Raw genomic sequence first — 23233 nt, 5'->3', positions numbered from 1 at the left:
GGGCGGTCCCGCGGGGCGGGGCCGGTACGTCGGCGGGGCGTACGGGGCCGGTACGTCGGCGGGGCCCGCGGGCCGGTCCCCCGCCGGGCTTCCGGTCTATTTCAGGAGCTTGGACAGGCGCCGGTCGGCCAGGAGCTTTCCGCCGGTCTGGCAGGTGGGGCAGTACTGGAGGGAGGAGTCGCTGAAGGAGACCTCCCGGATGGTGTCGCCGCACACCGGGCAGGGTTCGCCGGTGCGTCCGTGGACCCGCAGACCGCTCTTCTTCTCGGCCTTGAGCTGTCCGGCGGCGACGCCCCGGGAGCGTTCGACGGCGTCGAGGAGGGTGGTGCGCATCGCCGTGTACAGGGCGGCCGTCTCCTCGGCGGTGAGGTTCTGGGTGGGTTTGAAGGGGGACGTCTTCGCGGCGTGCAGGATCTCGTCGCTGTACGCGTTGCCGATGCCGGCGATGAGGCTCTGGTCGCGCAGGGCGCCCTTGATCTGGCGCCGTTCCCCGGCGAGGAGGGCGGCGAACTCCCCGGGGCCGAAGTCCTCGGCGAGCGGGTCGGGCCCGAGGCGGGCCACCCCGGGCACCTCGGCCGGGTCGTGGACCACGTACACGGCGAGGCGTTTCGTCGTGCCCATCTCGGTGAGGTCGAAGCCGTCGCCGCCGGTGAGGGCGGTGCGCAGGGCCAGCGGGCCCTTGCCGGGCTTCGGCGGTCCCGAGGGCAGCGGGTCCTGCCAGCGGAGCCAGCCCGCGCGGGCGAGGTGGACGAGGAGGTGGAGCGTGCCGCCGGGGCCCTCGGTGGTGAGGTCGAGGAACTTCCCGTGCCGTCCCACCCCGGTGACCTCGGCGCCCTCGACGGCGGTGACGGGCGGGTCGTAGGTCTTCAGGACGCTGATCGCGACGGGCAGCACACGGGCGATCTCCTTGCCCACCAGGTGGGTGTCGAGGAACGCGCGCAGCGCTTCCACCTCGGGGAGTTCGGGCATGTCTCCACCCTGCCGCACGGACAGCGGGGACGCGCGACGGAGGCGGGCCCGGGGCGGTGGGGGCGGTGGGGGCGAGGGGCGTGGAGCAGGACGAGGGCGGTGGGAACACGGCCGGTCTTTCAGGCCCACCGGGGCCGGACCGGGGCCGTGGGAGATGACCGGCCTTTCGGGCCCACCCGGGCCGGACCAGGGCCGGGCGGCCAGGCCTGTCCGATCGGGCTGATCAGGTGGGTCGGGTGGGGGCCGAGGGCTGCGGGTCGCAGCCGTCCTGGCCGGGCCGGGCAGAGCCGTACCGGGCCCAGCCCGAGCCCGGCCGTCAAGGCCCTCCGGGACCGTCCTCCTCCAGGACGAACTCGCACCACACGCACTTGCCGCCGCCCCGGGGCTCGACGCCCCAGACGTCGGAGATCTGCTCGACCAGCAGCAGTCCACGGCCGGAGACCCCGGCCTCCCCCGCCTCCCGGCGGCGTGGCAGGGCGCTGGAACGGTCCTCCACCTCGACCCTGAGCCGCCGTTCGGGACCGCCCGGGATCCGCAGGGTCAGGATCGCGCCGCCGTCGGTGTGCATGAGGGCGTTGGTCATGAGTTCGTCGGCGGCGAGTTCGATCTCGTCGGCGCGTTCCCCCGCGCCCCAGGCCCGGACGGCGGCCCGGATCATGTGCCGGGCCGAACTGAGGGCCTCGGGGTCGTTCTGGGCCACGTGCTGCCGGAAGCGGCCGGTGCCCCGGGACCCGGGCGCCTCCTCGCGGCGCAGCAGCAGGATGGCGACGTCGTCCTCGCCGCCCCGGTCGGCGACCACCTCGCACAGGTGGTCGGCGAGTTCCTGGAGGTCGGTGGGGCCGCGCCGGACCAGGGAGGAGAGCCACTGGAGGCCCTCGTCGAGGTCGGCGCCGGGCTTCTCCACCAGTCCGTCGGTGTAGAGCATCAGGGTCCGGCCGGGGTCCAGTTCCAGGGTGGTCACCGGGTAGTCGACCCTGCCGAACTCGGCGGAGAGCCCGAGCGGCAGGCCGCCCTCCACCGGAATCCGGCGGCAGTGGCCGTCGGGTTCCCGGACGAGCGGGTCGACGTGTCCGGCCCGGACGACCTGGACGACGCCGGTGCCGAGGTCGGCCTCGGCGTAGGTGCAGGTGGCGAAGCGTTCGGTGTCGAGTTCATGGAGGAAGACGGAGGCACGGGCCATGACCGTGGCCGGGGGGTGTCCTTCGGCGGCGTAGGCGCGGAGCACGATCCGCAGCTGTCCCATGACGGCGGCGGCGTGGGTGTCGTGCCCCTGGACGTCGCCGATGACGGCGCCGACGCGTCCGCCGGGCAGGGGGATGAGGTCGTACCAGTCGCCGCCGACGTCCCTGCCGAGGCGGGCGGAGCGGTAGCGGACGGCGGTCTGGGCACCGGGCACGTCGGGGATGCGGCGCGGCAGCATCGCCTGCTGGAGGCCCTCCGCCAGGTCGTGCTCCTGTTCGTAGAGCATGGCCCGCTGGAGGCTCTGGGCGATGCTGCTGCCGAGGGCGACGAGCAGGGTCCGCTCGTCCTCGCTGAAGCCGGTCCGGTCGTTGTACAGCAGTCCGAGGGCACCGATGGGCCTGGCCTGGGCGATGAGCGGGAGGTAGGCGGCGGAGGTGATGCCGAGCCCGCTGATGTGCGGCCAGAGCACGGGGAAGGAGGCGGCGAAGTCCCGCGCCGATTCGATGAAGCGGGGGCGCAGGGTGCGGACGACCTCGCTCATCGGGTAGGGCTCGTCCACCCGGGTGAACCGGGTGCCGGGCACGAACGAGCCCTCGGGTCCCTCGGCGACCAGGGTGATGCGTCCGGCGTCGAGGAGGCCGACGACGAGGCTCGCGGCGCCGAAGTGTTCAAGTGCGTGGGAGTCGTTGAGCAGGTCGATGACGTCCTGCACGGTCCGCGCGTACGCCAGGGCGGCGGTGGTGCCCTCGACGACGCCCGCGCGGCGGCGTCTGCCCTCGTCGAGGCCGAGCCGGGCGGCGGACTCGCTGAGTTCGTGGGTGGCGTCGCGGAGGACGCCGACGATGCGCACGGGGCGGCCGGTGGCGTCCCGGTGCACCAGTCCCTGGGTGTGGGTCCACTGCTGGCCGCCGTCGCGGCGGCGGATGCGGAAGTAGGCGCCGTACTGCTCGCTGCCGTCCTTGAGCGCCTGGGTGACGAGGGTGTCGAGGCGGCGGGCCTCGTCCGGCTGGACCCGTGAGCCGAGGCATTCGGGGCGTCCGTCGTACTCCGCGCGGTCCATGTCGAAGACGTCGAGCGCGGCGTCGTCCATGGCCATCGTCCCCGCGAGAAGGTCCCAGTCGAAGCCGCCCATGCGGAAGACGGAGCCGTGGGCGGAGAGGATTCCGGCGGTTCCACCGGAATCAGTGGTTCCGGCGGAACCGGCCCCCGGCCCCTCGGGCGCGCGGCCGGACCGGCCGGCCGGTTCCCCGTCCCCGTTGCCCGCGTTCATGGGGCCACGCTAGGCGCGGTGCGGCTCGGGCGCACCACGAAGATCCGTGTCACCCCTGGAAGGTCTCGGGCCGGTCCGGGACGGGCGCGGCCGGGAAGACCTGGTCGGGCGGCAGTTCGCCGTCGGGGGCGGTGGGCGGTTCGGCGTAGGGGTCGGGGAAGGGGTCCCCGTAGGGGTCGGCCGGATGCTCGGGCGGGATGTCGGGGTGCTGCTCGGGGTCAGGGTCGGGGTGGGGGTACGGCTCCGGGTTCGCGGGGGCCGGTTCGGTGCCGGTGCCGCCGCTTCCCGAGGGGCCGATCGGCGGGCCGACCGGTTCCGACGGTGCGGGCGGGGGCGGCACGGGCCTGACCGGCGGGTCGGCGTCCGGGCCGGTGGGGTCGCCGGGCGGCGCGGTGTCCGGGGTGCCGGGCACGGTCCGGTCCGGTGTACCGGTGCCGGGTGCCGTCCGGTCCGGTGTGCCGTCGCCGGTGCGGGTGCACGCGTCGGGGTCGCAGGTCGGGGGCACGTCGGGAGCACGGTCCTCGGCGCCGTCGCTGCCGGTCCGCCGCTCGATCCAGCTGCGGTCGGTGGCGTTCACGATGACGAGGCTGGTGACGACGGCGCTGGTCGGCCGGACGACGATCACCCGGTCGGGGTCGAAGCCGTCCCAGGGGTCGCCCCGGTGGATGCCGGAAGGGTCGGCGGCGGGGGTGCGCAGCGGGTTGCCTCCGGCGCAGCGGACGCGGGGGGCGCCGTAGGGGTCGACGAGGACGGCCGTACCGGCCTGGAGGACGGACTGGAAGGGCCGGGGCCGGGTCTCGCGGTAACCGTGGCTGGTGACCCTGACGTCCGCGCGGAGCACCACGGGGGTGAGTCCCCTGAGCCAGCCCTCGACGTTGCTCTCGGGGATGCCGGAGGCTTCGGCGAAGGCGCGCTTCTTGTCCTGGTCGGCGGTGAGGAGCGCGGACTGCCGGGGGACGTCGCAACTGCCGACGGACCGGGTGCCTCCGTAGAGGCCGGGGGTGGAGCCGGTGACCTCGTGCGCCTGCTGGGCGGTGTCGTCGGGGTCCCGCTCGGGCACCGGCGGGCGTACGGCGTTGCGGACGGTGGAGGCGGTGAAGGGGTCGGGGCCCGTCGCGGCGAGCGGCTGGAGGAAGACGTCCGTGCCCCCTCCCGCGGCGGGTTCGGCTCCGCCGCGGGAGCCCTCCCACGCGGCGGAGCAGCCGGTGAGCAGCAGGGCGGCGGCGAGCACGGCCGAGGCCCTCAGGGCCGTACGGGGGCGGAGACCGGGCAGCGCCCCCGTTCCCGTGCGGGGCCGGGCGTCGGGCCCTCTTCCCTCCCCCGCTCGGGGGCGTGCGTCGGGGCGTACCGTCGCCGACACGCGCGGACGAGCGCCGGGGGGCGCGCCCTCTCCCGTAGGGGCGCGTCCGGCGGGTCCTCTCTCCGTCGCCGCGCGAGGGCGGGCGTCGGCCGGCGCCGCCGTGCCCGTGCGCTGTCGCCCGTCGGGGTCCGGGGCGGAGGTCGGGAAGGCAGGGGTCAGGGAGGCGGTGGGCGGGAAGGCGGTGGGGGTTCGCCGCGTCCGGCGGTGGGCTGAGCGCACCTGTCTGTCTCCCGCTTTCTTCCGCCCGGGGTCCGGTCCCGGGTTCCGGCCGTTGCCTCCTGTCTGCCGCAGCAACCGGTGTGCCGCAAGCGGAGGGCGGCCGACCGGGTGGGGAGGGACCCGCAAAGGACTTGAACAGGTTCAAGGAAGCCCCTACGCTCACCCCTGCCAGTTGAACGCGTTCAAGCAGGGGGCGGCCGGTCCTCCCCCACGGCCCGCCCGTGAACGGAGCCTCCGGCATGACCCGTCTGCTCAGCGGCCTGTCCCGCCCCCGGCCCGCCCTCACCTACGGCGAGACCGGCGCCACCCGCGCCCCTGCGGACCTCCCCGACGGCTACCGCCACCTGCGCTGCACCACGGTCGTCGGCCACGGGCGCGCCGCCTTCGAACGGGCCGGGACCGCCGTCACCACCTGGCGGATGCACCGCGACTCCGGCGCGTCCCTCCTCGCCGACGCCGGGCGCGCCGCGCCGGGCACGGCCGTTGAGGTGTCCATCGGCCTCGGCCCCTTCCGGCTCACCGCCCCCTGCTCGGTGATCTGGACGGCGTACGAGGACCGGCGCACCGGCTTCGCCTACGGCACGCTCACCGGGCATCCCGAGTGCGGCGAGGAGTCCTTCGTCGTGGAGCTGGAGGACGACGGCACGGTCCGCTTCACCGTGACCGCCTTCAGCCGCCCCGCCACCTGGTACACCCGGCTCGCCGGACCGCTGGTCCCGCCGCTCCAGCGGGCGTACGCGCACCGGCTCGGCCGCACCCTCCGGCGTCTCGTCGGAAGCTGATTCCCGGCCGATACTGGAAGGGATGGAGTGGTTCACGGCACCTGACCTGTGGCTGGGCCGGATCGTCTTCCAGCGGGGCCTGGCCGCGCTGTACTGCGTGGCGTTCCTGTCGGCCGCCCTGCAGTTCCGGGCCCTGATCGGGGAGCGCGGGATGCTGCCCGTGCCGGAGTACGTGCGCGGGACCCGGGCGCGCGACACCCCGTCGCTGTTCCACTGGCGCTACTCCGACCGGCTGTTCGCCGCCGTCTCGTGGTCCGGTGCGGGGCTGGCCCTCGCCCTGGTGACGGGCGCCGGGGACGCGGTGCCGCTGCCGGTGTCGATGCTGTTCTGGCTGGTGCTCTGGGCGCTGTACCTGTCGATCGTGAACGTGGGCCAGACCTGGTACTCGTTCGGCTGGGAGACGCTGCTCCTGGAGGCGGGGTTCCTCGCGGTGTTCCTCGGCAACGACGACACCGGCCCGCCCGTCCTCGTCCTGTTGCTGCTGCGCTGGCTGCTCTTCCGGGTGGAGTTCGGCGCCGGGCTGATCAAGATCCGTGGCGACCGCTGCTGGCGGAACCTGACCTGTCTCTTCCACCACCACGAGACGCAGCCGATGCCCGGCCCGCTGAGCTGGTTCTTCCACCGTCTGCCGCGCCCGCTGCACCGGGTGGAGGCGGCGGCCAACCATGTCGTGCAGCTGGTCGTGCCGTTCCTGCTGTTCGCCCCGCAGCCGGTGGCCACGGTCGCCGCCGGGCTGATGATCGCCACCCAGCTGTGGCTGGTGCTCTCGGGCAACTTCGCCTGGCTGAACTGGCTGACCGTGGTGCTGGCCCTGTCCGTCGTGGACGCCTCCGCGCTCACCGGCCCGCACCCGGGCCCGCGACCGCCGCTCTGGTACGTCGTCCTGGTCGTCGCCCTGACCGCGTTGATCCTGGTCCGCAGCTACCGCCCGGTGCGCAATCTGCTCTCCCGCCACCAGGCGATGAACCGCTCGTACGATCCGTACCACCTGGTCAACTCGTACGGGGCGTTCGGCACCGTCGGGCGGGTCCGGGAGGAGATCGTCGTCGAGGGCACCGACGACCCCGCGCCGCACGAGGGCACGGTGTGGCGGGAGTACGGCTTCAAGGGCAAGCCCGGCGATCCGCGCAGGATGCCCCGCCAGTTCGCCCCGTACCATCTGCGGCTCGACTGGCTGATGTGGTTCGCGGCGCTCAGCCCGGGGTACGCGCGCCCGTGGTTCGGCCCGTTCGTGGAACGGCTGCTCGACGGCGACCCGGACACCCTGCGGCTGCTCGCCCACGATCCGTTCCCCGGGCGGCCCCCGCTCTTCGTCCGGGCCCGGCTGTACCGGTACCGCTTCACGACCTGGCGGGAACTGCGCGCGACCGGCGCCTGGTGGCACCGGACGCCGGTGCGGGAGTACCTGCCGCCGACCCGGCTGCGCGCCGGTTCCCCCGGCCGGACTCGGCCGGGGGAACCGGGATGAGGCGAAGGGGATCAGTCGATGCCGGGCAGGATGTGCGGCTCCGCGAGATCGTCCTCGTAGCCCGCGAGCCTGATCGGGGCCGAGCGGGCCCAGACCTCCAGGCTCCCCAGCTCTCCGTTGCGACGCGGCCGTTCCTTGGTCGGGGCCGGTCGCGGTTCCTGCTTCGTCAGTTCGGGTGTCACCGCGCACTCCTTCGTGTCGCGTACCTGTGGGACAAGTGCCGGTCGGTCGCGGTGGCGCCGTTCGTCGGGCGGGACCGCGGCCTCGGTGGAGGGCCGGTCCCGGGAAGGCCGTGAGGACGGTGTGTCTCCTCGGTGGCCGACCGTGAACATCAGAGTAACCAAATGAGCGCGGCTGCGCTCTACCGGGCCGCGAACTGTGACGCGATCGGGTGACGGAAACCGAAGAGCGCCCCCTCCGGCGGAGGGGGCGCTCTTCGGAAAGCCCACGGCCACTACCCGTGTGCGGGCACTACCAGTTCGCGGGGGCGTAGTCCTTCAAGAAGCACCCGTAGAGGTCCTCGCCGTCCTCGCCGCGCACGATCGGGTCGTACACCCGGGCCGCGCCGTCGACGAGGTCGAGCGGGGCGTGGAACCCTTCCTCGGCCAGCCGCAGCTTGTCGAAGTGCGGGCGCTCGTCGGTGATCCAGCCCGTGTCGACCGAGGTCATGAGGATGCCGTCGGTCTTGAACATCTCCTCACCGCTGGTCCGCGTCACCATGTTCATCGCGGCCTTGGCCGCGTTGGTGTTCGGGTGCCCGGCGCCCTTGTAGCCACGGCTGAAGACGCCCTCCATCGCGGAGACGTTCACGACGTAGGAACGTCCGCTCGCGGCCTTCCGCGCGGCCTCGGCCATCAGCGGACGCAACTTGCTGATCAGGATGAACGGCGCCGTGTAGTTGCACAGCTGGGTCTCCAGGAGCTCCACCGGGGAGATCTGCTCGATGCTCTGCACCCAGGTGTTGCTGTCGACGACGTCCGGCACGAGACCGCCCGCGTCGATGGCGGTGCCGTCGAGGTGCTTGGCGATGCTGGCGTTGCCCGCGACGAGCGCGAGGTCGGCGACCTGCTGCGCCTCCAGGTCGCGCACGCCCACGGGCAGCTCCGACGAGCCGACGAGCTCGCCCACCGCACCGGAGTTGAAGGCGCCGATGACGTGGTGGGCGGGCAGCTCACCGGACGGCAGCGCCGCGCTCTCCCCCTCGACGAGCGCGGAGTACGCGGACGGCAGCCTGCGCACGGTCTGCGTCGCGTTGTTGACCAGGATGTCGAGCGGACCGTCCTCGGTCATCCGGTCGGCGAGCGCCACGACCTGGGCCGGGTCGCGCAGGTCGATGCCGACGACCTCCAGGCGGTGGATCCACTCGGCGGAGTCCTCCATCGCCTTGAAACGGCGGATGGCGTCCTTCGGGAAGCGGGTGGTGATCGTGGTGTGGGCGCCGTCGCGCAGCAGCCGCAGTGCGATGTACATGCCGATCTTCGCCCGGCCGCCGGTCAGCAGGGCGCGCTTGCCGGTGAGGTCGGTGCGGGCTTCGCGCCTGGCCCGGTTCTCGGCCGCGCACGGCTGGCAGAGCTGGTGGTAGAAGTAGTCGACCTCGACGAACCGCGTCTTGCAGACGTAACAGGAGCGGGGACGCTGGAGTATTCCGGCGATCCGGCCCTCCTCCGTCACGGAGGAGGGCAGCAGACCCTCGGTCTCGTCGTCGATGCGCTGCGCCGAGCCGGTCGCCGTGGCCTCGGTGACCGCCTTGTCGTTGGCGGTCTTGGCGGCCCGGCGCTCCTGGCGGCGGCGCTGCTTCACCGTCCGGTAGATGCCCGCGGTGGCGCGCCGGACCTGGATCGCGTCCGGGTGGTCGACCTCCAGCTTGTCGAGTTCGTCGAGGACGCTGAGGCAGACGGCCAGGCGCTCGGGGTCGACGCCCGGCCCGTAGTCCTGGGTTTCTTCGGTCACCGTCATGGCCTTCGGGTTCCTCGTTCGCTCGTACGTCGCCGGTCGTGGGCTCGAAGGAACAACTTTACGGAGCGGGGGGCCGCGCCTCCAAACCCGTACGGGGAGCGTGGTCGAAGACACAGTCGCCGCACAGAGCGCCGCCCGGGCAGCGGTAGTACAGGCAGCAGCTCGCGCGGCGCAGCCGGGGGCCCCGTACCGTGCCCGCGAGGTCGGGGTGGTCCAGGAGGCCGGAGACCAGCGCGGCGGCCCGCTCGGCGGCCTCCGGGCGGCCGTGGGCGAGGGCCCAGCGGGTCAGCTCGCGCAGGGCGCCGGCGAGGGCGGAGCCCGCGTTGCCCCACAGCAGGCGCGGGGAGACGCGTCCGTCGCGGGCGAAGGCCGCGTGGAGCGGGACCAGGTGTGCCTCCTGGACGGCCGCGCGCAGCCCGGCCACGGTCGCGGGGCGGGTCGCGGAACCGTCCCACCACAGGTCGTCGGGCGAGGTCAGCGCCCCGTCCCAGTGCAGTGCGGCGGGATCGAGGTCGGGGAAGGCCCCGTGGAGGGCGGCCGGTCCGAGCGCGGTGGACCAGAGCCTGGCCGCGAGTCCGAGGTGGGCGACGGAGGCGCCGACGCGCCGCTCGGGGGCGCCGAGCCGGGCGGCGACCCGGTCCACGCGCGCGTGGAGGGGCCCGTCCTCCCCCGCGTAGAGACGGGCGAGCGGGCGGTGGGCACCGCCGGTCTCCGGCGGTGCGGTCCGCAGCGCGAAGAAACCGCCCACCGATCCGCTCTCGACGAGATCCACGCGTGACTCCCCCTGGTCCTGTCCGACGGCCCCCGTCCGACCGGAGGCTCCGTACCGGTGCTCGTGGCGCTCCCGGTGTCGGCCTCCGTCGGATTCCGGTTTTTTTCTCCCTCCACCGTATCGGCCCTCCCCCACCCCCGGCTGTACACGAAAAGACCCTTTACATCCGTTCTGACCTGCACGGGTGTACATCCCACGGGGTACGGCGGGGCCGGGTACTACGCCGGTGGTAGCGGTGAAGACGTCCCCTGGGACGACGACGCGACCGGCCGGTCGGAGAGATCGTGGAAGGTATGAGTCCCCTCCTGCTGTCCGTCCTCCTGGCCCTGGTCTCCGCGGTCGCCTACGCGGGCGCGGCGATCGTGCAGGAGCGGGTCGCGGCCTCCGCCGCCGGTCCGCGCTACGCGCCGCTGCGCAGCCGGGCGTGGTGGGGGTCCGTCCTGCTCAACGGCTTCGGCGCGACCCTGCACGTCGCGGCGCTCGCGTACGGGCCGCTCAGTCTGGTGCAGCCGCTGGGGGCGCTTACGATCGTGTTCGCGCTGCCCATGGCGGCGCTGTTCGTCGGCCGGAGGGCGGGGCGGCGGGCCTGGCGGGGTGCCGTCATGGCCACGGCAGGCCTGGCGGGACTCCTGAGCCTGGCGAGCGGCGCCGGGGGCAGGTCCCTGGCCGACGGGGACCGGTGGCTGCTCGCGCTCTCCGCCTTCGGCCTGGTGGGCGTCCTGTTCGCGGCCGCGCACCTGATCGGCAGGTCGGCGCTCCGCAGCATCGTGCTCGCCACGGCGGCGGGCGTCTCCTTCGGCATCGCCTCCGTCTTCACGAAGTCGGTGGCCGAGGGCTGGACGCCGGGGGCGCCGCTCGCCGAGTGGACGGGGCTCCTCGTGCTCTCGACGCTGGCCGTGACCGGGCTGCTGCTCTCCCAGGCCTCGTACCGGGGGGCCGGTCTCGCCGCACCGCTGGCGACCGTCACCGTCGTCAACCCGGTGGTCGCCGCCACCGTGGGCCTGACCCTGTTCGGCGAGAGCTTCCGCTACGGCACCGCCGGTACGGTGGCGGCGCTGATCTGCGGCGCGGTGGCGGCCGGCGGTCTGGTGGAGCTGACCCTGGACCGGATGACACCCCCGGCGGCGGGGGTGCCGTCCCCGGGCGGGACGGCCCCGGACACGACGGCCCCGCGGGCGTCGGAGCCTTCGGGCCGCTCCGGATCCCCGGGGTCTTCCGCGGCCCCGGAACCCCCGAGGTCTTCGGGGTCCCCGGGGTCCTCCGGTCCTACCGGGTCAGAAGGTGACGCCGCGGGCCCTGAGGTAGGCCAGGGGGTCGATGTCGGAGCCGTACCCGGGACCCGTCCGGACCTCGAAGTGGAGGTGCGGTCCCGAACTGTTGCCGGTCGACCCTGAGCGGCCGATCCGCTGCCCCGGGGTGACCCGCTGGCCCTCGCGGACGGTGAGCGCGGAGAGATGGGCGTACTGGCTGTAGCGGCCGTCGTCGTGGCGCAGGACGATCTGGTAGCCGTACGCGCCGCCCCAGCCCGCGGCGACGATCCGCCCGCCGGACACGGCCTTCACCGAGGTGCCGGTGGGGACGGGGAAGTCGACGCCGGTGTGGTAGCCGCTGGACCAGGAGGAACCCGGCTTGCCGTAGCGGGTGCCGATGTCCGAGGAGACGGGGGCGGAGTAGCGGTCCTCGTCCGCCTCCGCCGGGCGCGGCCGGGAGACCGGCCTCGGCTGGGGCTTGGCCTGCTCGGTGGGCTTCGCCGCGGGCTTCGGGTCCGGCTTCGCGACCGGCTTCGTGTCGGTGCGGGTGTCCGACGGGGCCGTCACCGGGCGGGTGCGGGGCACCTCGGACCGGGGTGCGGGCGTGGTCTTCGGCGGCGTGGCCCGCGGCGGCTCCGTGACGGTCTTCGGCTTCTTGAGCCCGGGCTTCGGGGTGTTGACGGCCGCCTTCGGCGGGGCCGCGCGGCCCGGCTCGGCGGGCTTCTTCGGCGCCTCGATGCGCAGAGTCAGGCGCTGGCCGGGATAGATCAGGTCGGGGTCGTCCCCGACGACGGTCCGATTGGTGTCGTACAGGCCCTTCCAGCCGTCCCTGACGCGCTCGTCGCGGGCGATCTTCGACAGGGAGTCGCCGGGCGTCACCGTGTACATCTCGCGGACGGTCGGCACGGCGGTCGGGCCGACGTTCCGCGCGGTCCGCTCGGGCAGGGCGCGCTGGCCCGGCAGGGAGGTGGTCCTCACCGTGTTCCCGCCGGACGCCTTCGCGCCGGAGGCGCCGGGGCTGATGTCCGGCGCGTCCCCGCCCCGGACGAGCCCCGCCCGGGCACCGCAGGCGGGCCAGGCACCGGGGCCCTGGCCCTTCAGGACGCGCTCGGCGATCGCGATCTGCTGGTCCTTGGAGGCCAGGTCGGCGCGCGGGGCGTAGTGGGTGCCCCCGTACCGCTCCCAGGTGGACTGGGTGAACTGGAGTCCACCGAAGTAGCCGTTGCCGGTGTTGATCTGCCAGTGGGAGGTCGACTCGCAGGCCGCGACCTTCTCCCAGACGTCCAGCGACGCGGCCTGTACGCTCCCCGCGCCGATCAGCGGCAGCGCCATTCCGGCGCCTCCCGCCGTGACGGTGAGCGAGGCACGGTTGATCCGGCTCGGCTGGTGGCGGCGATGACGTCCGCGTACGGCCATGGGCCCCCCTTGAACACAGCGACAGCGGTCCAAGTTAGGGGGTGCGCACGTTCGGTGACAAGTGATACGCGGAAGACCAACCCTCTTGTGTCAGCTCGGTGTTGACACCGGAGCCCTCAGGCCGGGCCCGGCTGGGGCTGCGGCTCGGGTTCCGGCACGGGCCCGCCGGGCCCGGGTACGGGCTCGGGAGAGGGCACGGGAGCGGGCCCCGGGCCCGGTCCGGGCGGGCTCGGCAGCGGGCCGGGCGGGGGGACGGGTGGCGGTGAGGGCACCGGCGACGGAAGGGGCGAGGGCGGCAGCGGGTCGGGATACGGCTGGGTCATCGAGGTCCTCCATGTCGACGGGTTCCGGCCCTCCCAGGGTGACCCGAGGAGCACCGGAGCGCCCGCCGGGCCGTACGGGAAGGGCCCGGCCGGGTCCGGACCGCCCGCACGGGAGGGGTGGCTTCCCCGTAGGGGCAGGGAGCTTCCCGTAGGGGCGGGGAGACGGAACGCGGGACCCTCTCACGGGGAGGGGATCCCTGCGGGCAGGAGACCCCTACGGGTGGCGGCCCCCTACGGGCAGGGCCTCCTGCGGGTCCGGTCTCCTGCGGGCGGGCGGCTCGGGCTGTGGCCCGCGTCGGGGTGAGCGCCCCGTCGGCGCGGTCACCACAGCCCGGGGCTGGCCTCCAGTTGGAGCCGGGCGGCGCGGATCACCTCGGGCGGCGCCGCCGGAGCCTCGTCCGGGTGCCGCTCGGCCCATGCGGCGGCGTACGAACAGATCGGCACGGCGGGAACGCCTTCGGCGGCGGCGAGCGCGTAGAACGCGCGCACGAGGGACCCGGCGATCCCCTTTCCCTCGTGCGCCCGCTCGACGACCGTGTGCACGGCGACGAGCGCGTGGGGTTCGGCGGTGAGGGCGAAGTAGACGATGGCGCCGACGGGGGTCTCCCCCTCGAACGCCGCCAGACGTCCGGACGACCGGTCGTCGACGATCCTCAGCTCGCCCATGCGCTGCTCCCTCTGCTCGTACGGTGACGGGCTACCGCGCGGGCACGGCGCCCGGACCGCGCACCGTGTCGCTCCCGGGAACGGGTGCGGAGGCGTCGGTCCCGAGTTCCACGATGCGGTTGCCGCCGTCGACGTGCACGACACGCGGGACGAAGGAGCGCGCCTCCGCGTCCTCGACCTGCGCGTAACTGATCAGGATGACGAGGTCGCCGGGGTGGACCAGGTGGGCGGCGGCGCCGTTGATCCCGATGATCCCGGAGCCGCGTTCCCCCTCGATGACGTACGTCTCCAGACGGGCACCGTTGTCGATGTCGACGATGTGCACCAGCTCGCCGGGCAGCAGATCCGCCGCCTCCATCAACTCGGCGTCGACGGTGACCGATCCGACGTAGTGCAGATCGGCCTGAGTCACGGTCGCCCGATGAATCTTCGACTTGAAGAGGGTTCGAAGCATGGAAAGACTCCAGATTATCGGCTCCCTGCCTGCGTTTTACAGGTCAAGGGCTGTCCTTCAGGCTACAACGTCAGGCACTTCTCGCACGAGTCCGCCGACCGCGCCGGATCAAGAGGTCCGGAACCGCGATCCGCCGGGCCCGCGCCACGGTGAAGTCCCCGCCGGGCTCGGGTCATGAGAGCATTTCGGCCATGATCTCCACGCGAAGGGGCCGAGCCGCGTAAGGCACCGGCTTCGCTTCGGCCCCGACGACACCACGGGGGACCGCCCTGGGTGCGGTATCGCGATGTCCCGGGTCTGTCGGGAGCGGCGAACGCCGCCGTCCGGGTGCTCGAACGGGAGCGGTTCTCCCCGGGCGCCGTCTCGGTGGCGCTGAGCGTGTGGTCGGTGCGCGTCCACGGCTCCCGGCGTCGATGGAAGCCGTGGGAGGCCGAATTCACCTGCCTCTGCTGCGGCGAGGGATGGGCCCGGGACAAGCTGGCGGACATACTGCTCCTGCTGCCGCCGAGAGCCGCGACGGAACTCCGGGGCCGGGTGGAGCGTCTGGACTCGGCGCTGCTCGACCGGACGCACCACGATCCGACGGCGGACCCGGACCTCCCGTGGTGGCACCGCCGGTGCTGACCACGGTCGCGTCGCCCCCGCCTCGGACAGGGCACGGGATGCCGCTCCTGGCGGTCGGCGTGCCGCGCCGCTCCGTACGGGAGGCCCCCCTCCTCTCCTCCGGGATCGGTTCGGGACAGAGTGGCGGCCCGGTTCGGGGCGCAGGGAGAGCGGCTGTCAGCGCGCGGAGGCTCCGGGCCGGTGGTCGGCCCGGAGCCCACGCGCGGTGTTCACGCGGCGCGCAGTCGTGTCAGAAGCGCACGTCGGAGCAGGCGTAGAAGGCGTTGTCGGTGTCGGCGACGGTCCAGACGCCGAGGATCAGGTGACGGCCGGTCTTCTGGGGAAGGACGCCGGTGTGCGTGACGGTGGCGCCGGGCTGGCGGCCGCCGAAGGGGACCGTGAGGAACGGCTGCGGGTCCAGGGCCGCCCTGGTCAGCGGCTTGGTGGGGTCCCAGCCGTCCTTGGTGATGTAGTAGCGGAAGTCGGTGGTGGCGTGGCGGGCGCTGATCCGCCAGAGGAAGGTGTGGTTCTGGCCCGCGGTCAGACTGGTGGCGGGCCAGTTTCCGCCGCGCGGGTCGTCCAGTTCGGAGAAGCGCCCGATGCCACCGGCGCAGATGCGGCCGTCGGCGGGGCCGCGCGAGGGGAATCCCTTGAGACCTTCCACGCTCGGGGGTTCCCACTGGATCTGTCCGCAGTTGCGGACGGTTCCGTTGCCGCACAACTGCTGGCGGCTGACGGGCGAGTCGGTGTAGCCGTGGCCCTGGGCGGTTCCGCCGGTGGCGAGCAGGGTGGATCCGGCGATGCCGAGGCCCAGGAGTAACGAGGTGAGCTTCTTGCGCATGAGGGGCTCCTGCGGTCCGAGGTGCGGGTGGGGGCGGGCGCGCGCCTCGGACGTACTGCCGGTGGAACAGTGGGGACGGAACGGCAGCACGGAACAACCGGAAGGCACGCGTCCGACGCGGTCTAGACCAAGTTCGAGACTAGTCCCGAGATTTAGTCATGTCCATACCAATGTCGGATCGTCAGGAGCGGCTGGAAGAAGGCGAGTCGACGGGCGGGCTCGCGCGTGTCGATCTCCGAGCCCCTGTCCTCCTGCACCCCTGGGCGACGAAGGCAGCGTGGCCACGGCGTCGCACGCATTGCCGGCGTCCCCGGACCGGGAGATCCGACACACCTTTCAGCGACCCGCCCCGGACCAGGGGGACGTATGTTTCCGGACCCGCTGTGCACGAGCCCCGGACCGAGCGGAGGCGTCATTCCGGCCCCCGCCCCCGATCTGCGGAGAGCGACACACCTTTCCCGCGCGGCGGCGGGTGCGGCGAGCCCTGGGGCCGCCCGGTCACTCGCCGGTGGCCTCCAGGAGGCGGCGGGTGCGGGCACTGGCCCCGGTGAGGACAAGGGGGACGTGGAGGCCCGCGCACAGGCGCCGGGTGCGGGCGAGGGCGCTGAGGGTGGCGGGCGTGGGGTCGGCGCCGGGGAGGGCGAGGACCACCCGGGCGGGCCGGTGGGCCTGCACCAGCGTCTGGATCTGGAGGGCGGCGGCGGCCCTGGTGGTGACGTCGAGCTCATGGTGGAGGGTCACGTACAGGACGTGGTGCCGCAGGACGTGGCCGATGAGCATGAGGTCCCTCCGCGCGGGGCGACGGCGGCCCACGGCTCGGCGAGAGGTGGGCGGTTCGTCCGAGGATGGCACGCGGAGGGAGCGGGAGCCGGTCTCGCGGCGCCGTCCGCGCGGGCGCTTCGCCCGTACGGGAGGCAGTCGTGGCGGACGGAGGACGTCACCCGTGCCCGGAAGGCGCTTCGGGGTGCGGGGGAGCGAAAGGGGCCGGAGCCCGAGACGTGCAGCCGACTCGGGCTCCGGCGGGTGCACGTGTGTCGTGCACGGGCGCGTCGGCCGCCGCCGGGGCGGTCGCGCGCTCACTGGTTTCAGTGCCAGTACTTCATGGTCGTACCTCCTCCCCCGTGTCGGGACGCAGCGTCACCTCGAAGCGGTCGAGACCGCGCAGGGTCAGATTGCGCCGGCGTTCGGGTTCCGCGACCGCCCGTGCGTCCGGGAAGTCCCTGGCCAGGGCCCCGAGGACCGATCCGGTGAGCCGGATCGCCATGGACGCGCCCAGACAGGCATGGGCCCCGCGGCCGAACCCGAGGTGCGGGTTCGGAGCGCGGTCGAGTCGCAGTTCGGCGGGGTGGTCGAAGCGGAGCGGGTCGTGATGGGCCGCGCCAAGGAAGAGCGTGACCGGATCACCCGCCCGCAGGGTGACGCCCCCGAGTTCGGTGTCGGTGACGCAGACCCGGGCGTCCGCCTGGACCGGTGCGTCGTACCGGATGAGTTCGTCGACGGCCGTCGACGGGCTGTCCCGGAACGCGGCGAGCGCGCCGGGAGTGGTGAGGAGGGCCGCGGCGGCGTTGCCGAGGAGGCGGGAGGCGGATTCGTAGCCCGCGTGCAGGACGGCTCGCAGACTGTTGCGCAGAACCGTTTCTGCTACTCCGCTGCCCGGCGCGTTCTCCGCCACGTGGGCGATGAGGCCGTCCTTGGGCGGATCGGCGAGCCAGCCACCGGCGTACTCGGCCAGCCGGGCGCGGGCGGCGACGGCCGGTTCGTGCTTTTCCGGCCACAGCCCCGCGTCCATGCCGTCCACGACGGTACGGGACATGGGTACGAACCAGTCGAGCCCGGGGGCCGGTACGCCGAGGAACGCGGTGACGAACCGAAGTGCGACCGGCTCGGCCAGTTCCCCGACGAAATCGAAGGAAGGGCGCTCGGCGAGGTCGGCGAGGAGATCGGCGATCCAGCGTTCCAGTTCCTCGTGGAGCGCGGCGCGGTCCTGGGCGCGGAAGCCGTCGAGCAGCAGATGCCGGATGGCGGTGTGCTCCGGCGGATCGAGCGTCTGGACGCTGAGGAGCGGAGCGGGGATGTCCTCCCCGGCGCGGCGCCAGTCGGAGGCGAAACGGTTGCTGTCGGTGAGCACCGCGAGGCAGTCGGCGTGCCGGGTGAGCACCCAGGAACCGAGCAGTTCATGCCAGAGGACGGGGGTCGCCTCACGCATCGAGGCATAGGCGGGGTAGGGGTTCCGCAGGTTCGCCGGACTGGTCAGATCCAAGATCGGGTCCACGGCTGCCGCTTGCTCCACGAATCGTCTCCTCCCGCGCACAGTGCCTGGTTGAGGCCTTGAATGCTTCTGAGTCGAGCGGTACGGAACGTCGGCCGCCGGTGGGCGGAACGTCCCGCTGACACGACACCGGTGGTTCGCCGGTGCTTCATCCGTACATCATTCGAGCCGAGCGCCGGTGACGCTACCACGCAACTGGGGTGGCTGGTATGACTACCTGCCAGAGATCTTTCACAAAGCTGCGGGGAGTTACGGAAGATGACCGGTCAAGACCAGACAATCGTTCACGATGTCCCGGTAAACGTTGCTCAACAGCCCAACCCGTACCCGCTCTTCGAGCGCATCCGTGAGCACGGGGTCGTTCAGCGCGTACGGCTGAATCCCACTCTTGAGGTCTGGATGGTCACGGGGTATGACGAGGCCGTGGCGGCGCTCACCGACCCCCGGCTCAGCAGCAGCCCCGTGGGGGTCAACGGACTTGAGGAGGAGATGGCCCACCAGGCGCGCACCAACGTCCTGATGGCCAGCATGCTCGTCGGCGACGGGGAGGATCACACCCGGCTGCGCAACCTGGTGTCGAAGGCGTTCACCGCCCGGCGGGTGGAGCGGTTCGCACCCCGCGTACAGGCCCACACCGACGCCTTCCTCGACGCCTTCGCGGCACGCGGCAGCGCCGATCTGGTCTCCGAGTTCGCCCTGCCGCTGCCCATGGCCGTACTGAGCGAGCTCATCGGCATCCCGGCCGAGGGACAGCCGGACTTCGCCCGGCTCGCCGTGGGCCTGATCATGCCGCCCAACACCCCCGAGCGGCTCGCCAAGGGAGCACAAGCGCGCGCCGAACTCACCGAGTTCTTCGAGCCGTTGATCGCACAGCGCAAGGCGGATCCGAAGGACGACCTGCTGAGCGCGCTGTGCGCGGCGCAGGCCGAGGAGCGCATCAGCGACCGTGAACTGACGGCCATGACCATCCTGTTGACGCTGGCCGGGCACGAGACGACGGCGAGCCTCATCGCCAACGGCGTCCACGCCCTGCTGCGCCACCCCGACCAGTTCGCCGCGCTCCGCGACGACCCCTCACTGCTGCCGGGGGCGATCGAGGAACTGCTGCGCTTCGAGGGCCCGGTGAGCCGTGGCGTCGCCCGGTTCACCGTGGACGCGTACGAGATCGGCGGGGTCACGGTCCCGCCGGGCGAGATGATCATCATCGGGCTCGCGGCGGCCAACCGCGATCCCGGACGCTACGACCGTCCCGACATACTCGACGTGGCCCGGCGTGAGATGCCGCAGCAGCTGGCTTTCGGCCACGGTGTGCATTTCTGTCTGGGGGCGCCGCTCGCCCGCGCGGAGGCGCGGATCGCCCTCGGCACGCTGCTGCGCCGCTTCCCCGATCTCCGGCTCGCCGACCCGGACACGGACCTCAGCCGCCGCGAGGGCATCCTGCGCGGGATGGCGACGCTTCCGGTGGTGTTCACGCCCGAGGGGGCGTCAGGGAAGTAGGGACGACCGCGCGGCCGCACCCGGCGGGCCTTCTCCGGGTGTGGTCCCGCCCGCTCCTCCCCGGGTTCCGTGCCCGAGCGGAGCCTTCCCGGGTTCCGTGTCCGAGCGGGACCTTCCCCGGCCTCCTCCGACCGGTCCCCGCACGTCGCGGAACCGGTCGGGCTCGCGCGGAACCGGGCGGGGCCCACCGGCACGCGTCGGGGTTCGTGGCGGGGGCGGGTCAGGCGTGGCCGCGCAGGGCCGCCGCGTAGGCCTCGTCGGGGTCGAGGCGGCGCAGCTCCTCGGCGATCAGCTCGGCGGTGGTCCGCACCTTGAGGGCGAGGACCCGGGCGGGCTGGCCGGGGATGGTGAGCCGGGCGACCGGCCCCTCCGGGCGGTCGATGCGGATCTCACCGTTCGCGGTGCCCATGCGGACGGCCGTGACGACGGGGCCGCCGGTGACGATCCGTTCGACGGGGACGCGGAGCCGGACCTCGAACCAGCGGGCCAGGAGTTCGGCGCTGGGGTTCTCCGCCTCGCTCTCGACGGCGGCGGAGGTGACGGCCAGCGGCGCCTGGTCGAGCGCGGCGGCCAGCATCGAACGCCAGGGGGTGAGCCGGGTCCAGGCGAGGTCCGTGTCGCCGGGAGCGTACGAGACGGCGCGCCGTTCCAGGGCGGCGAGGGGGTCCTCGACCGCGTACATGTCGGTGATGCGCCGCTGGGCCAGGGAGCCGAGCGGGTCCCGGGACGGCACCTCGGGGGCGTCGACGGGCCACCAGACGACGACGGGCGCGTCCGGCAGCAGGAGCGGCAGGACGACGGAGTCGGCGCGGCTGCCGAGTTCGCCGTGCAGCCGGAGCAGGACCGTCTCGCCCGATCCGGCGTCGGTGCCGAGGCGGACCTCGGCGTCGAGGCGGGTCTCGTGCCGCTCGCGGGCCGTGCGGGCGTGCCGTTCGATGACGACGAGGGTGCGGGAGGGGTGCTCCCGGGAGGCGTCGTTGGCGGCCTTGACCGCGTCGTAGGCGTTCTCCTCGTCCGTGACGACGACCAGGGTGAGCACGGCCCCGACGGCGGGTGTGCCGACGGCCCTGCGTCCTTGCAGGATCGCCTTGTTGATCTTGCTGGAGTTGGTGTCCGTCAGATCGATCTTCATGCGCGGCGGCCGTCCCTTCCTCTGCGGCGAGCCTAACGCTCCGGCGCGGCGGACGCGTGCGGACCCCCCCGCACCGGCGCGGGGCCGGGCGTCACACGGGTTCGGGCGCGGGTTCGGCGCCGGGTCCGGAGTCCTCCCCGGCGGCCCGGTCGGCGCGGCGGCCGACCACGGCGGCGACGGCGAGCGCGCTGCCGACGAAGGCGACCGCGACGATCCACGGGCGGTCGAGGACGTGTCCGGTGGCGTGGTCCAGGGAGTGGCGCCCGGCACCCGTGACGCCGATCGCGGCGGCGACGAAGCCGAGGAAGGCCGGGTACTCGTAGCCGCCGCCCTGCGCGAAGAACCCGGCCGGGGCGTGGACCGCGACGGCTCCGGCCATGGCTCCGGCCGCCGCGGCTCCGGCGGCGGGGGTGGCGAGGCCGAGGGCCAGGAGGGCGCCGCCGCCCGCCTCGCCGAGCCCCGCCGCGACCGCGCTCTCACGGCCCGGGTGGAAACCCATGGCCTCCATGGCCCGTGTGGTCCCTTCCACACCGCCCCCGCCGAACCAGCCGAAGAGCTTCTGGGTGCCGTGCGCGGCGAGCACGGCACCGGTACCGACCCGCAGGACGAGCAGTCCGAGATCGCGTCGATTGGGGTGGCCCATGGGTTTCTCCAGGTGGGGGAGGCGGACGCGTACGCCGTCCACTGTCCCCTCGTCGGGCGCGCCCCGCCGCCCCGCGGCCCGGGCCGTTGCTCCGTACGAGTCACCTTTTGCGGCAGTTGTCCCCGGGTGCTTGGCTGAGAGGGCCGTAGCCGTCATGGAGCGTCGCCCGCGCGGCGGCCCGAGGGAAGTGGGTGCGCATGACCGCCGAGTCCAGCCGGACCGCAGCACTGCGGGAGAGGGTGCGGGCGCTGATGTCCCGGGCGAAGCGGGACCCGGCCGAGCTGGTGTTGACGCGTTCCGTCGCCGACCCTCGTCAGTTCCCGCCGGAGGAGTGCGCGCGGACGGCCGACTTCCTCGTACGGGCCTTCACCGGGGCGGGGCTCCGGGGCATGCGGCGGGTGACCACACGGGAGGGCACGGACTCCGTCGTCGGGCACGCGCCGGGGCCCGAGGGGGCGCCCACCGTGCTCGTGTCCGCCGCTCCGTGGGGCGCGCGGGTAGAGGTGGAACCGGGGGGTGTCGGCCGGCCGTTCCGGGCCCGTACCGACGGTCCCGTGTACCGGGCGCTCGCGGCGACGTTCCGCGAGGCGCCCGGCACGGACATGGTCCGGTCGGGGCAGGGCGGTCCGATCCCGCTGTGCGATGGGCCGGCCGAACGCTTCCCCGACGCCGAGGTCGCGTTGACCGGCGCCGAGGAACCCGGCTGTCCGACCCACGCGCCGGACGAGAGCGTCGACCCCTCGGAGATCGAGCGCATGGCGGCGGCCGAGGCGCTCCTCCTCAGCACGTACGCGACGCCGCTCCGAACGTAGCCGCCCCGACCCGCCCCCGCCCCCGTCCCTCACCCGACCGTTCCATTCCGCGAAAGGACGCGAACGCCATGACACAGACCTCCGACCACCCCCGGCGCGAGGACGTACCGCCCGGCCCGCTCGGCATGCTCGCGGGCGCCGCCTGGCAGGCACTGCTGATCGCCGGGCTCGCGTCCCTGGTCCTCGGCATCCTGGTGCTGGTGTGGCCCGGCGCCACCCTGGTGGTGGCCGGTGTGCTCTTCGGCCTCTACCTGCTGTTCAGCGGTGTGATGCAACTCGTCGCCGCCTTCGGTACCCACGTCAGTACGGCGCTGCGGGTGATGGCCTTCATCAGCGGCGCCCTGTCGATCCTGCTGGGTCTGCTCTGCTTCCGGGGCGCGACCCAGTCGATCCTGCTGCTCGCGCTCTGGATCGGGATCGGCTGGCTGTTCCGCGGCATCACCCAGACCGTGGCCGCGAGCTCCGATCCCGCGATGCCCGCGCGCGGCTGGCAGGTCTTCCTCGGTGTGGTGAACGCGCTCGCGGGCGTCGTGCTCATCGTGTCGCCGCTGGAGTCGGCGGCGGTCCTGACGCTCCTCGGCGGCATCTGGCTGATCGTCGTCGGCGCGGTCGAGATCGCCACCGCGATCCGGGTCCGCTCGCGGGCCAAGCACCTGCCGACGGGCGCCTGAAGCCTCCGGCCCACCCGGGCGCCCCGCCCTCCGTGGCCCGCCGCTCCCCTCTCTCCCCGCCCCCGTGGTCTCCCCTTCCCTCGCCCCTCTCCCCGTCCGCCGTCCGTCCGTTCCCCGGGCGGACGGCGGTGGCTTTGACGCGTGCGCTACATTTTGCCGGTCCTTGAACCGCCCGATCCCCCGTGATCGTGACCTTCCGGAGCCGGCAATCCCATGAGCGACATCGTCAACGGCCTCGGCCGGGCCGGCGCGTACGGCGCCCTCGGCGTGGTCCTGCTGATCCTCGGCATCGTGCTCGTGGACCTGCTGACCCCCGGAAAGCTCGGACGCCAGATCTGGGAGGACCGCAACCGCAACGCCGCGATCCTGCTCAGTTCCGCGCTCCTCGGGATCGGCGGCATCGTCTTCACCTCGATCTGGACCACGTACGACCACTTCGGCAAGGGGCTCGTCTCCACCGCGGCGTTCGGACTGCTCGGTCTGGTGATGATGGCGGTGGCCTTCCTGGTCGTGGACCTGGTCACCCCCGGCAAGCTGGGGGCGACCCTGGTGGACCCGGAGCCGCATCCGGCGGTCTGGGTGACGGCCTCCTGCAACCTCGCGGTCTCCGCGATCGTGTCGGCCTCGATCGCCTGACGGACCGTCCGGCCGTCACCCCACGCGGCCGGACGGCGGTAT

At 73.5% G+C, this 23233-nt stretch carries 21 protein-coding genes and 1 pseudogene; 8 read left to right on the top strand and 14 right to left on the bottom strand.

The annotated features are described in order from the left end of the window. Positions 1–96 precede the first annotated feature (96 nt). From ACIRQY_RS02620 to ACIRQY_RS02610, 3 genes are all read right to left on the bottom strand, one after another. Positions 97–969, bottom strand: coding sequence for a DNA-formamidopyrimidine glycosylase family protein (locus ACIRQY_RS02620; protein WP_351784672.1), 873 nt, complete (start codon positions 967–969; stop codon positions 97–99). A 316-nt stretch (positions 970–1285) separates the two neighbouring features. Further along, the gene (locus ACIRQY_RS02615; protein ID WP_403922284.1) at positions 1286–3283 is read right to left on the bottom strand and encodes a SpoIIE family protein phosphatase; all 1998 of its coding nucleotides are present in this window, start codon (positions 3281–3283) and stop codon (positions 1286–1288) included. A gap of 187 nt (positions 3284–3470) precedes the next feature. Beyond that, complete coding sequence (locus ACIRQY_RS02610) at positions 3471–4652, bottom strand: DUF6777 domain-containing protein (RefSeq protein WP_403921894.1); 1182 nt, start codon at positions 4650–4652, stop codon at positions 3471–3473. 587 nt (positions 4653–5239) lie between these two features. Here ACIRQY_RS02610 and ACIRQY_RS02605 point away from each other — a divergent pair. Next, a complete protein-coding gene (locus ACIRQY_RS02605) occupies positions 5240–5782 on the top strand; it encodes a DUF1990 domain-containing protein (protein WP_351784676.1) in 543 nt (180 codons plus the stop codon). A gap of 22 nt (positions 5783–5804) precedes the next feature. After that, complete coding sequence (locus tag ACIRQY_RS02600) at positions 5805–7250, top strand: lipase maturation factor family protein (protein WP_403921892.1); 1446 nt, start codon at positions 5805–5807, stop codon at positions 7248–7250. Between the two features lie 11 nt (positions 7251–7261). On the opposite strand, the gene ACIRQY_RS02595 is transcribed toward ACIRQY_RS02600, so the two are convergent. The 3 genes from ACIRQY_RS02595 to ACIRQY_RS02585 form a co-directional block, all read right to left on the bottom strand. Continuing rightward, complete coding sequence (locus ACIRQY_RS02595) at positions 7262–7432, bottom strand: hypothetical protein (protein WP_351784680.1); 171 nt, start codon at positions 7430–7432, stop codon at positions 7262–7264. 289 nt (positions 7433–7721) lie between these two features. Next, positions 7722–9206, bottom strand: a complete 1485-nt coding sequence (locus ACIRQY_RS02590; protein ID WP_403921890.1) for an SDR family NAD(P)-dependent oxidoreductase — start codon at positions 9204–9206, stop codon at positions 7722–7724. A gap of 58 nt (positions 9207–9264) precedes the next feature. Then, positions 9265–9978, bottom strand: coding sequence for a (2Fe-2S)-binding protein (locus ACIRQY_RS02585; RefSeq protein WP_403921888.1), 714 nt, complete (start codon positions 9976–9978; stop codon positions 9265–9267). A gap of 293 nt (positions 9979–10271) precedes the next feature. On the opposite strand from ACIRQY_RS02585, the gene ACIRQY_RS02580 reads away from it, so the two are divergent. Next, positions 10272–11372: a DMT family transporter gene (locus ACIRQY_RS02580; protein ID WP_403921886.1), complete on the top strand. Its 1101-nt coding sequence runs from the start codon at positions 10272–10274 to the stop codon at positions 11370–11372. On the opposite strand, the gene ACIRQY_RS02575 is transcribed toward ACIRQY_RS02580, so the two are convergent. The 3 genes and pseudogenes from ACIRQY_RS02575 to panD form a co-directional block, all read right to left on the bottom strand. Further along, positions 11253–12644, bottom strand: a complete 1392-nt coding sequence (locus tag ACIRQY_RS02575; RefSeq protein ID WP_403921884.1) for a transglycosylase family protein — start codon at positions 12642–12644, stop codon at positions 11253–11255. The two genes, ACIRQY_RS02580 and ACIRQY_RS02575, sit on opposite strands and share 120 nt — an antisense overlap. Before the next feature lie 644 nt (positions 12645–13288). Then, positions 13289–13642: pseudogene (locus tag ACIRQY_RS02570) on the bottom strand (GNAT family N-acetyltransferase); the annotation flags it as partial. 22 nt (positions 13643–13664) lie between these two features. Beyond that, positions 13665–14087 carry an aspartate 1-decarboxylase gene (panD, locus tag ACIRQY_RS02565; protein ID WP_351784692.1) on the bottom strand — a complete coding sequence of 141 codons (423 nt, stop codon included), beginning with the start codon at positions 14085–14087 and terminating at the stop codon, positions 13665–13667. A gap of 273 nt (positions 14088–14360) precedes the next feature. Between panD and ACIRQY_RS02560 the strand changes: the two genes are divergently transcribed. Further along, complete coding sequence (locus ACIRQY_RS02560; protein WP_403921882.1) at positions 14361–14711, top strand: hypothetical protein; 351 nt, start codon at positions 14361–14363, stop codon at positions 14709–14711. 229 nt (positions 14712–14940) lie between these two features. On the opposite strand, the gene ACIRQY_RS02555 is transcribed toward ACIRQY_RS02560, so the two are convergent. The 3 genes from ACIRQY_RS02555 to ACIRQY_RS02545 form a co-directional block, all read right to left on the bottom strand. Then, positions 14941–15531 carry a lytic polysaccharide monooxygenase auxiliary activity family 9 protein gene (locus ACIRQY_RS02555; protein WP_351784696.1) on the bottom strand — a complete coding sequence of 197 codons (591 nt, stop codon included), beginning with the start codon at positions 15529–15531 and terminating at the stop codon, positions 14941–14943. A gap of 498 nt (positions 15532–16029) precedes the next feature. Further along, complete coding sequence (locus ACIRQY_RS02550) at positions 16030–16311, bottom strand: hypothetical protein (protein ID WP_351784698.1); 282 nt, start codon at positions 16309–16311, stop codon at positions 16030–16032. Positions 16312–16630: 319 nt separating this feature from the next. Beyond that, complete coding sequence (locus tag ACIRQY_RS02545) at positions 16631–17821, bottom strand: cytochrome P450 (protein ID WP_403921879.1); 1191 nt, start codon at positions 17819–17821, stop codon at positions 16631–16633. 378 nt (positions 17822–18199) lie between these two features. Between ACIRQY_RS02545 and ACIRQY_RS02540 the strand changes: the two genes are divergently transcribed. Next, the gene (locus tag ACIRQY_RS02540) at positions 18200–19297 is read left to right on the top strand and encodes a cytochrome P450 (protein WP_403921877.1); all 1098 of its coding nucleotides are present in this window, start codon (positions 18200–18202) and stop codon (positions 19295–19297) included. 220 nt (positions 19298–19517) lie between these two features. Here ACIRQY_RS02540 and opcA read toward each other — a convergent pair whose 3' ends face one another. Both opcA and ACIRQY_RS02530 read right to left on the bottom strand, forming a co-directional pair. Further along, positions 19518–20429: a glucose-6-phosphate dehydrogenase assembly protein OpcA gene (gene opcA, locus ACIRQY_RS02535; protein ID WP_403921875.1), complete on the bottom strand. Its 912-nt coding sequence runs from the start codon at positions 20427–20429 to the stop codon at positions 19518–19520. 91 nt (positions 20430–20520) lie between these two features. Further along, the gene (locus ACIRQY_RS02530; protein WP_351784706.1) at positions 20521–21072 is read right to left on the bottom strand and encodes a DoxX family membrane protein; all 552 of its coding nucleotides are present in this window, start codon (positions 21070–21072) and stop codon (positions 20521–20523) included. Between the two features lie 197 nt (positions 21073–21269). Here ACIRQY_RS02530 and ACIRQY_RS02525 point away from each other — a divergent pair, with 197 nt between their 5' ends. The 3 genes from ACIRQY_RS02525 to ACIRQY_RS02515 all read left to right on the top strand — a co-directional run bounded on the left by ACIRQY_RS02525 (position 21270) and on the right by ACIRQY_RS02515 (position 23191). Beyond that, positions 21270–21884: a hypothetical protein gene (locus tag ACIRQY_RS02525; protein WP_403921873.1), complete on the top strand. Its 615-nt coding sequence runs from the start codon at positions 21270–21272 to the stop codon at positions 21882–21884. 68 nt (positions 21885–21952) lie between these two features. After that, positions 21953–22555, top strand: a complete 603-nt coding sequence (locus tag ACIRQY_RS02520; RefSeq protein ID WP_403921871.1) for an HdeD family acid-resistance protein — start codon at positions 21953–21955, stop codon at positions 22553–22555. A 213-nt stretch (positions 22556–22768) separates the two neighbouring features. Further along, a complete protein-coding gene (locus tag ACIRQY_RS02515) occupies positions 22769–23191 on the top strand; it encodes a DUF350 domain-containing protein (RefSeq protein ID WP_351784712.1) in 423 nt (140 codons plus the stop codon). The last annotated feature ends 42 nt before the right edge of the window (positions 23192–23233 follow it).

Source organism: Streptomyces sp. NPDC101490 (genome assembly GCF_044767145.1).
GTDB lineage: Bacteria > Actinomycetota > Actinomycetes > Streptomycetales > Streptomycetaceae > Streptomyces.
Note: the sequence above shows the minus strand (reverse complement) of the source record. Positions and strands in the feature narration are given on the sequence as shown.

Excerpts from the sequence above, each read along its gene's own strand:
- ACIRQY_RS02620 (WP_351784672.1), bottom strand. The coding sequence starts at position 969 with ATGCCCGAACTCCCCGAGGTGGAAGCGCTGCGCGCGTTCCTCGACACC.
- ACIRQY_RS02615 (WP_403922284.1), bottom strand. The coding sequence starts at position 3,283 with ATGGGCGGCTTCGACTGGGACCTTCTCGCGGGGACGATGGCCATGGAC.
- ACIRQY_RS02605 (WP_351784676.1), top strand. The coding sequence starts at position 5,240 with ATGACCCGTCTGCTCAGCGGCCTGTCCCGCCCCCGGCCCGCCCTCACC.
- ACIRQY_RS02600 (WP_403921892.1), top strand. The coding sequence starts at position 5,805 with ATGGAGTGGTTCACGGCACCTGACCTGTGGCTGGGCCGGATCGTCTTC.
- ACIRQY_RS02590 (WP_403921890.1), bottom strand. The coding sequence starts at position 9,206 with ATGACGGTGACCGAAGAAACCCAGGACTACGGGCCGGGCGTCGACCCC.
- ACIRQY_RS02580 (WP_403921886.1), top strand. The coding sequence starts at position 10,272 with ATGAGTCCCCTCCTGCTGTCCGTCCTCCTGGCCCTGGTCTCCGCGGTC.
- ACIRQY_RS02575 (WP_403921884.1), bottom strand. The coding sequence starts at position 12,644 with ATGGCCGTACGCGGACGTCATCGCCGCCACCAGCCGAGCCGGATCAAC.
- panD (WP_351784692.1), bottom strand. The coding sequence starts at position 14,087 with ATGCTTCGAACCCTCTTCAAGTCGAAGATTCATCGGGCGACCGTGACT.
- ACIRQY_RS02555 (WP_351784696.1), bottom strand. The coding sequence starts at position 15,531 with ATGCGCAAGAAGCTCACCTCGTTACTCCTGGGCCTCGGCATCGCCGGA.
- ACIRQY_RS02550 (WP_351784698.1), bottom strand. The coding sequence starts at position 16,311 with ATGCTCATCGGCCACGTCCTGCGGCACCACGTCCTGTACGTGACCCTC.
- ACIRQY_RS02540 (WP_403921877.1), top strand. The coding sequence starts at position 18,200 with ATGGTCACGGGGTATGACGAGGCCGTGGCGGCGCTCACCGACCCCCGG.
- opcA (WP_403921875.1), bottom strand. The coding sequence starts at position 20,429 with ATGAAGATCGATCTGACGGACACCAACTCCAGCAAGATCAACAAGGCG.
- ACIRQY_RS02530 (WP_351784706.1), bottom strand. The coding sequence starts at position 21,072 with ATGGGCCACCCCAATCGACGCGATCTCGGACTGCTCGTCCTGCGGGTC.
- ACIRQY_RS02525 (WP_403921873.1), top strand. The coding sequence starts at position 21,270 with ATGACCGCCGAGTCCAGCCGGACCGCAGCACTGCGGGAGAGGGTGCGG.
- ACIRQY_RS02520 (WP_403921871.1), top strand. The coding sequence starts at position 21,953 with ATGACACAGACCTCCGACCACCCCCGGCGCGAGGACGTACCGCCCGGC.
- ACIRQY_RS02515 (WP_351784712.1), top strand. The coding sequence starts at position 22,769 with ATGAGCGACATCGTCAACGGCCTCGGCCGGGCCGGCGCGTACGGCGCC.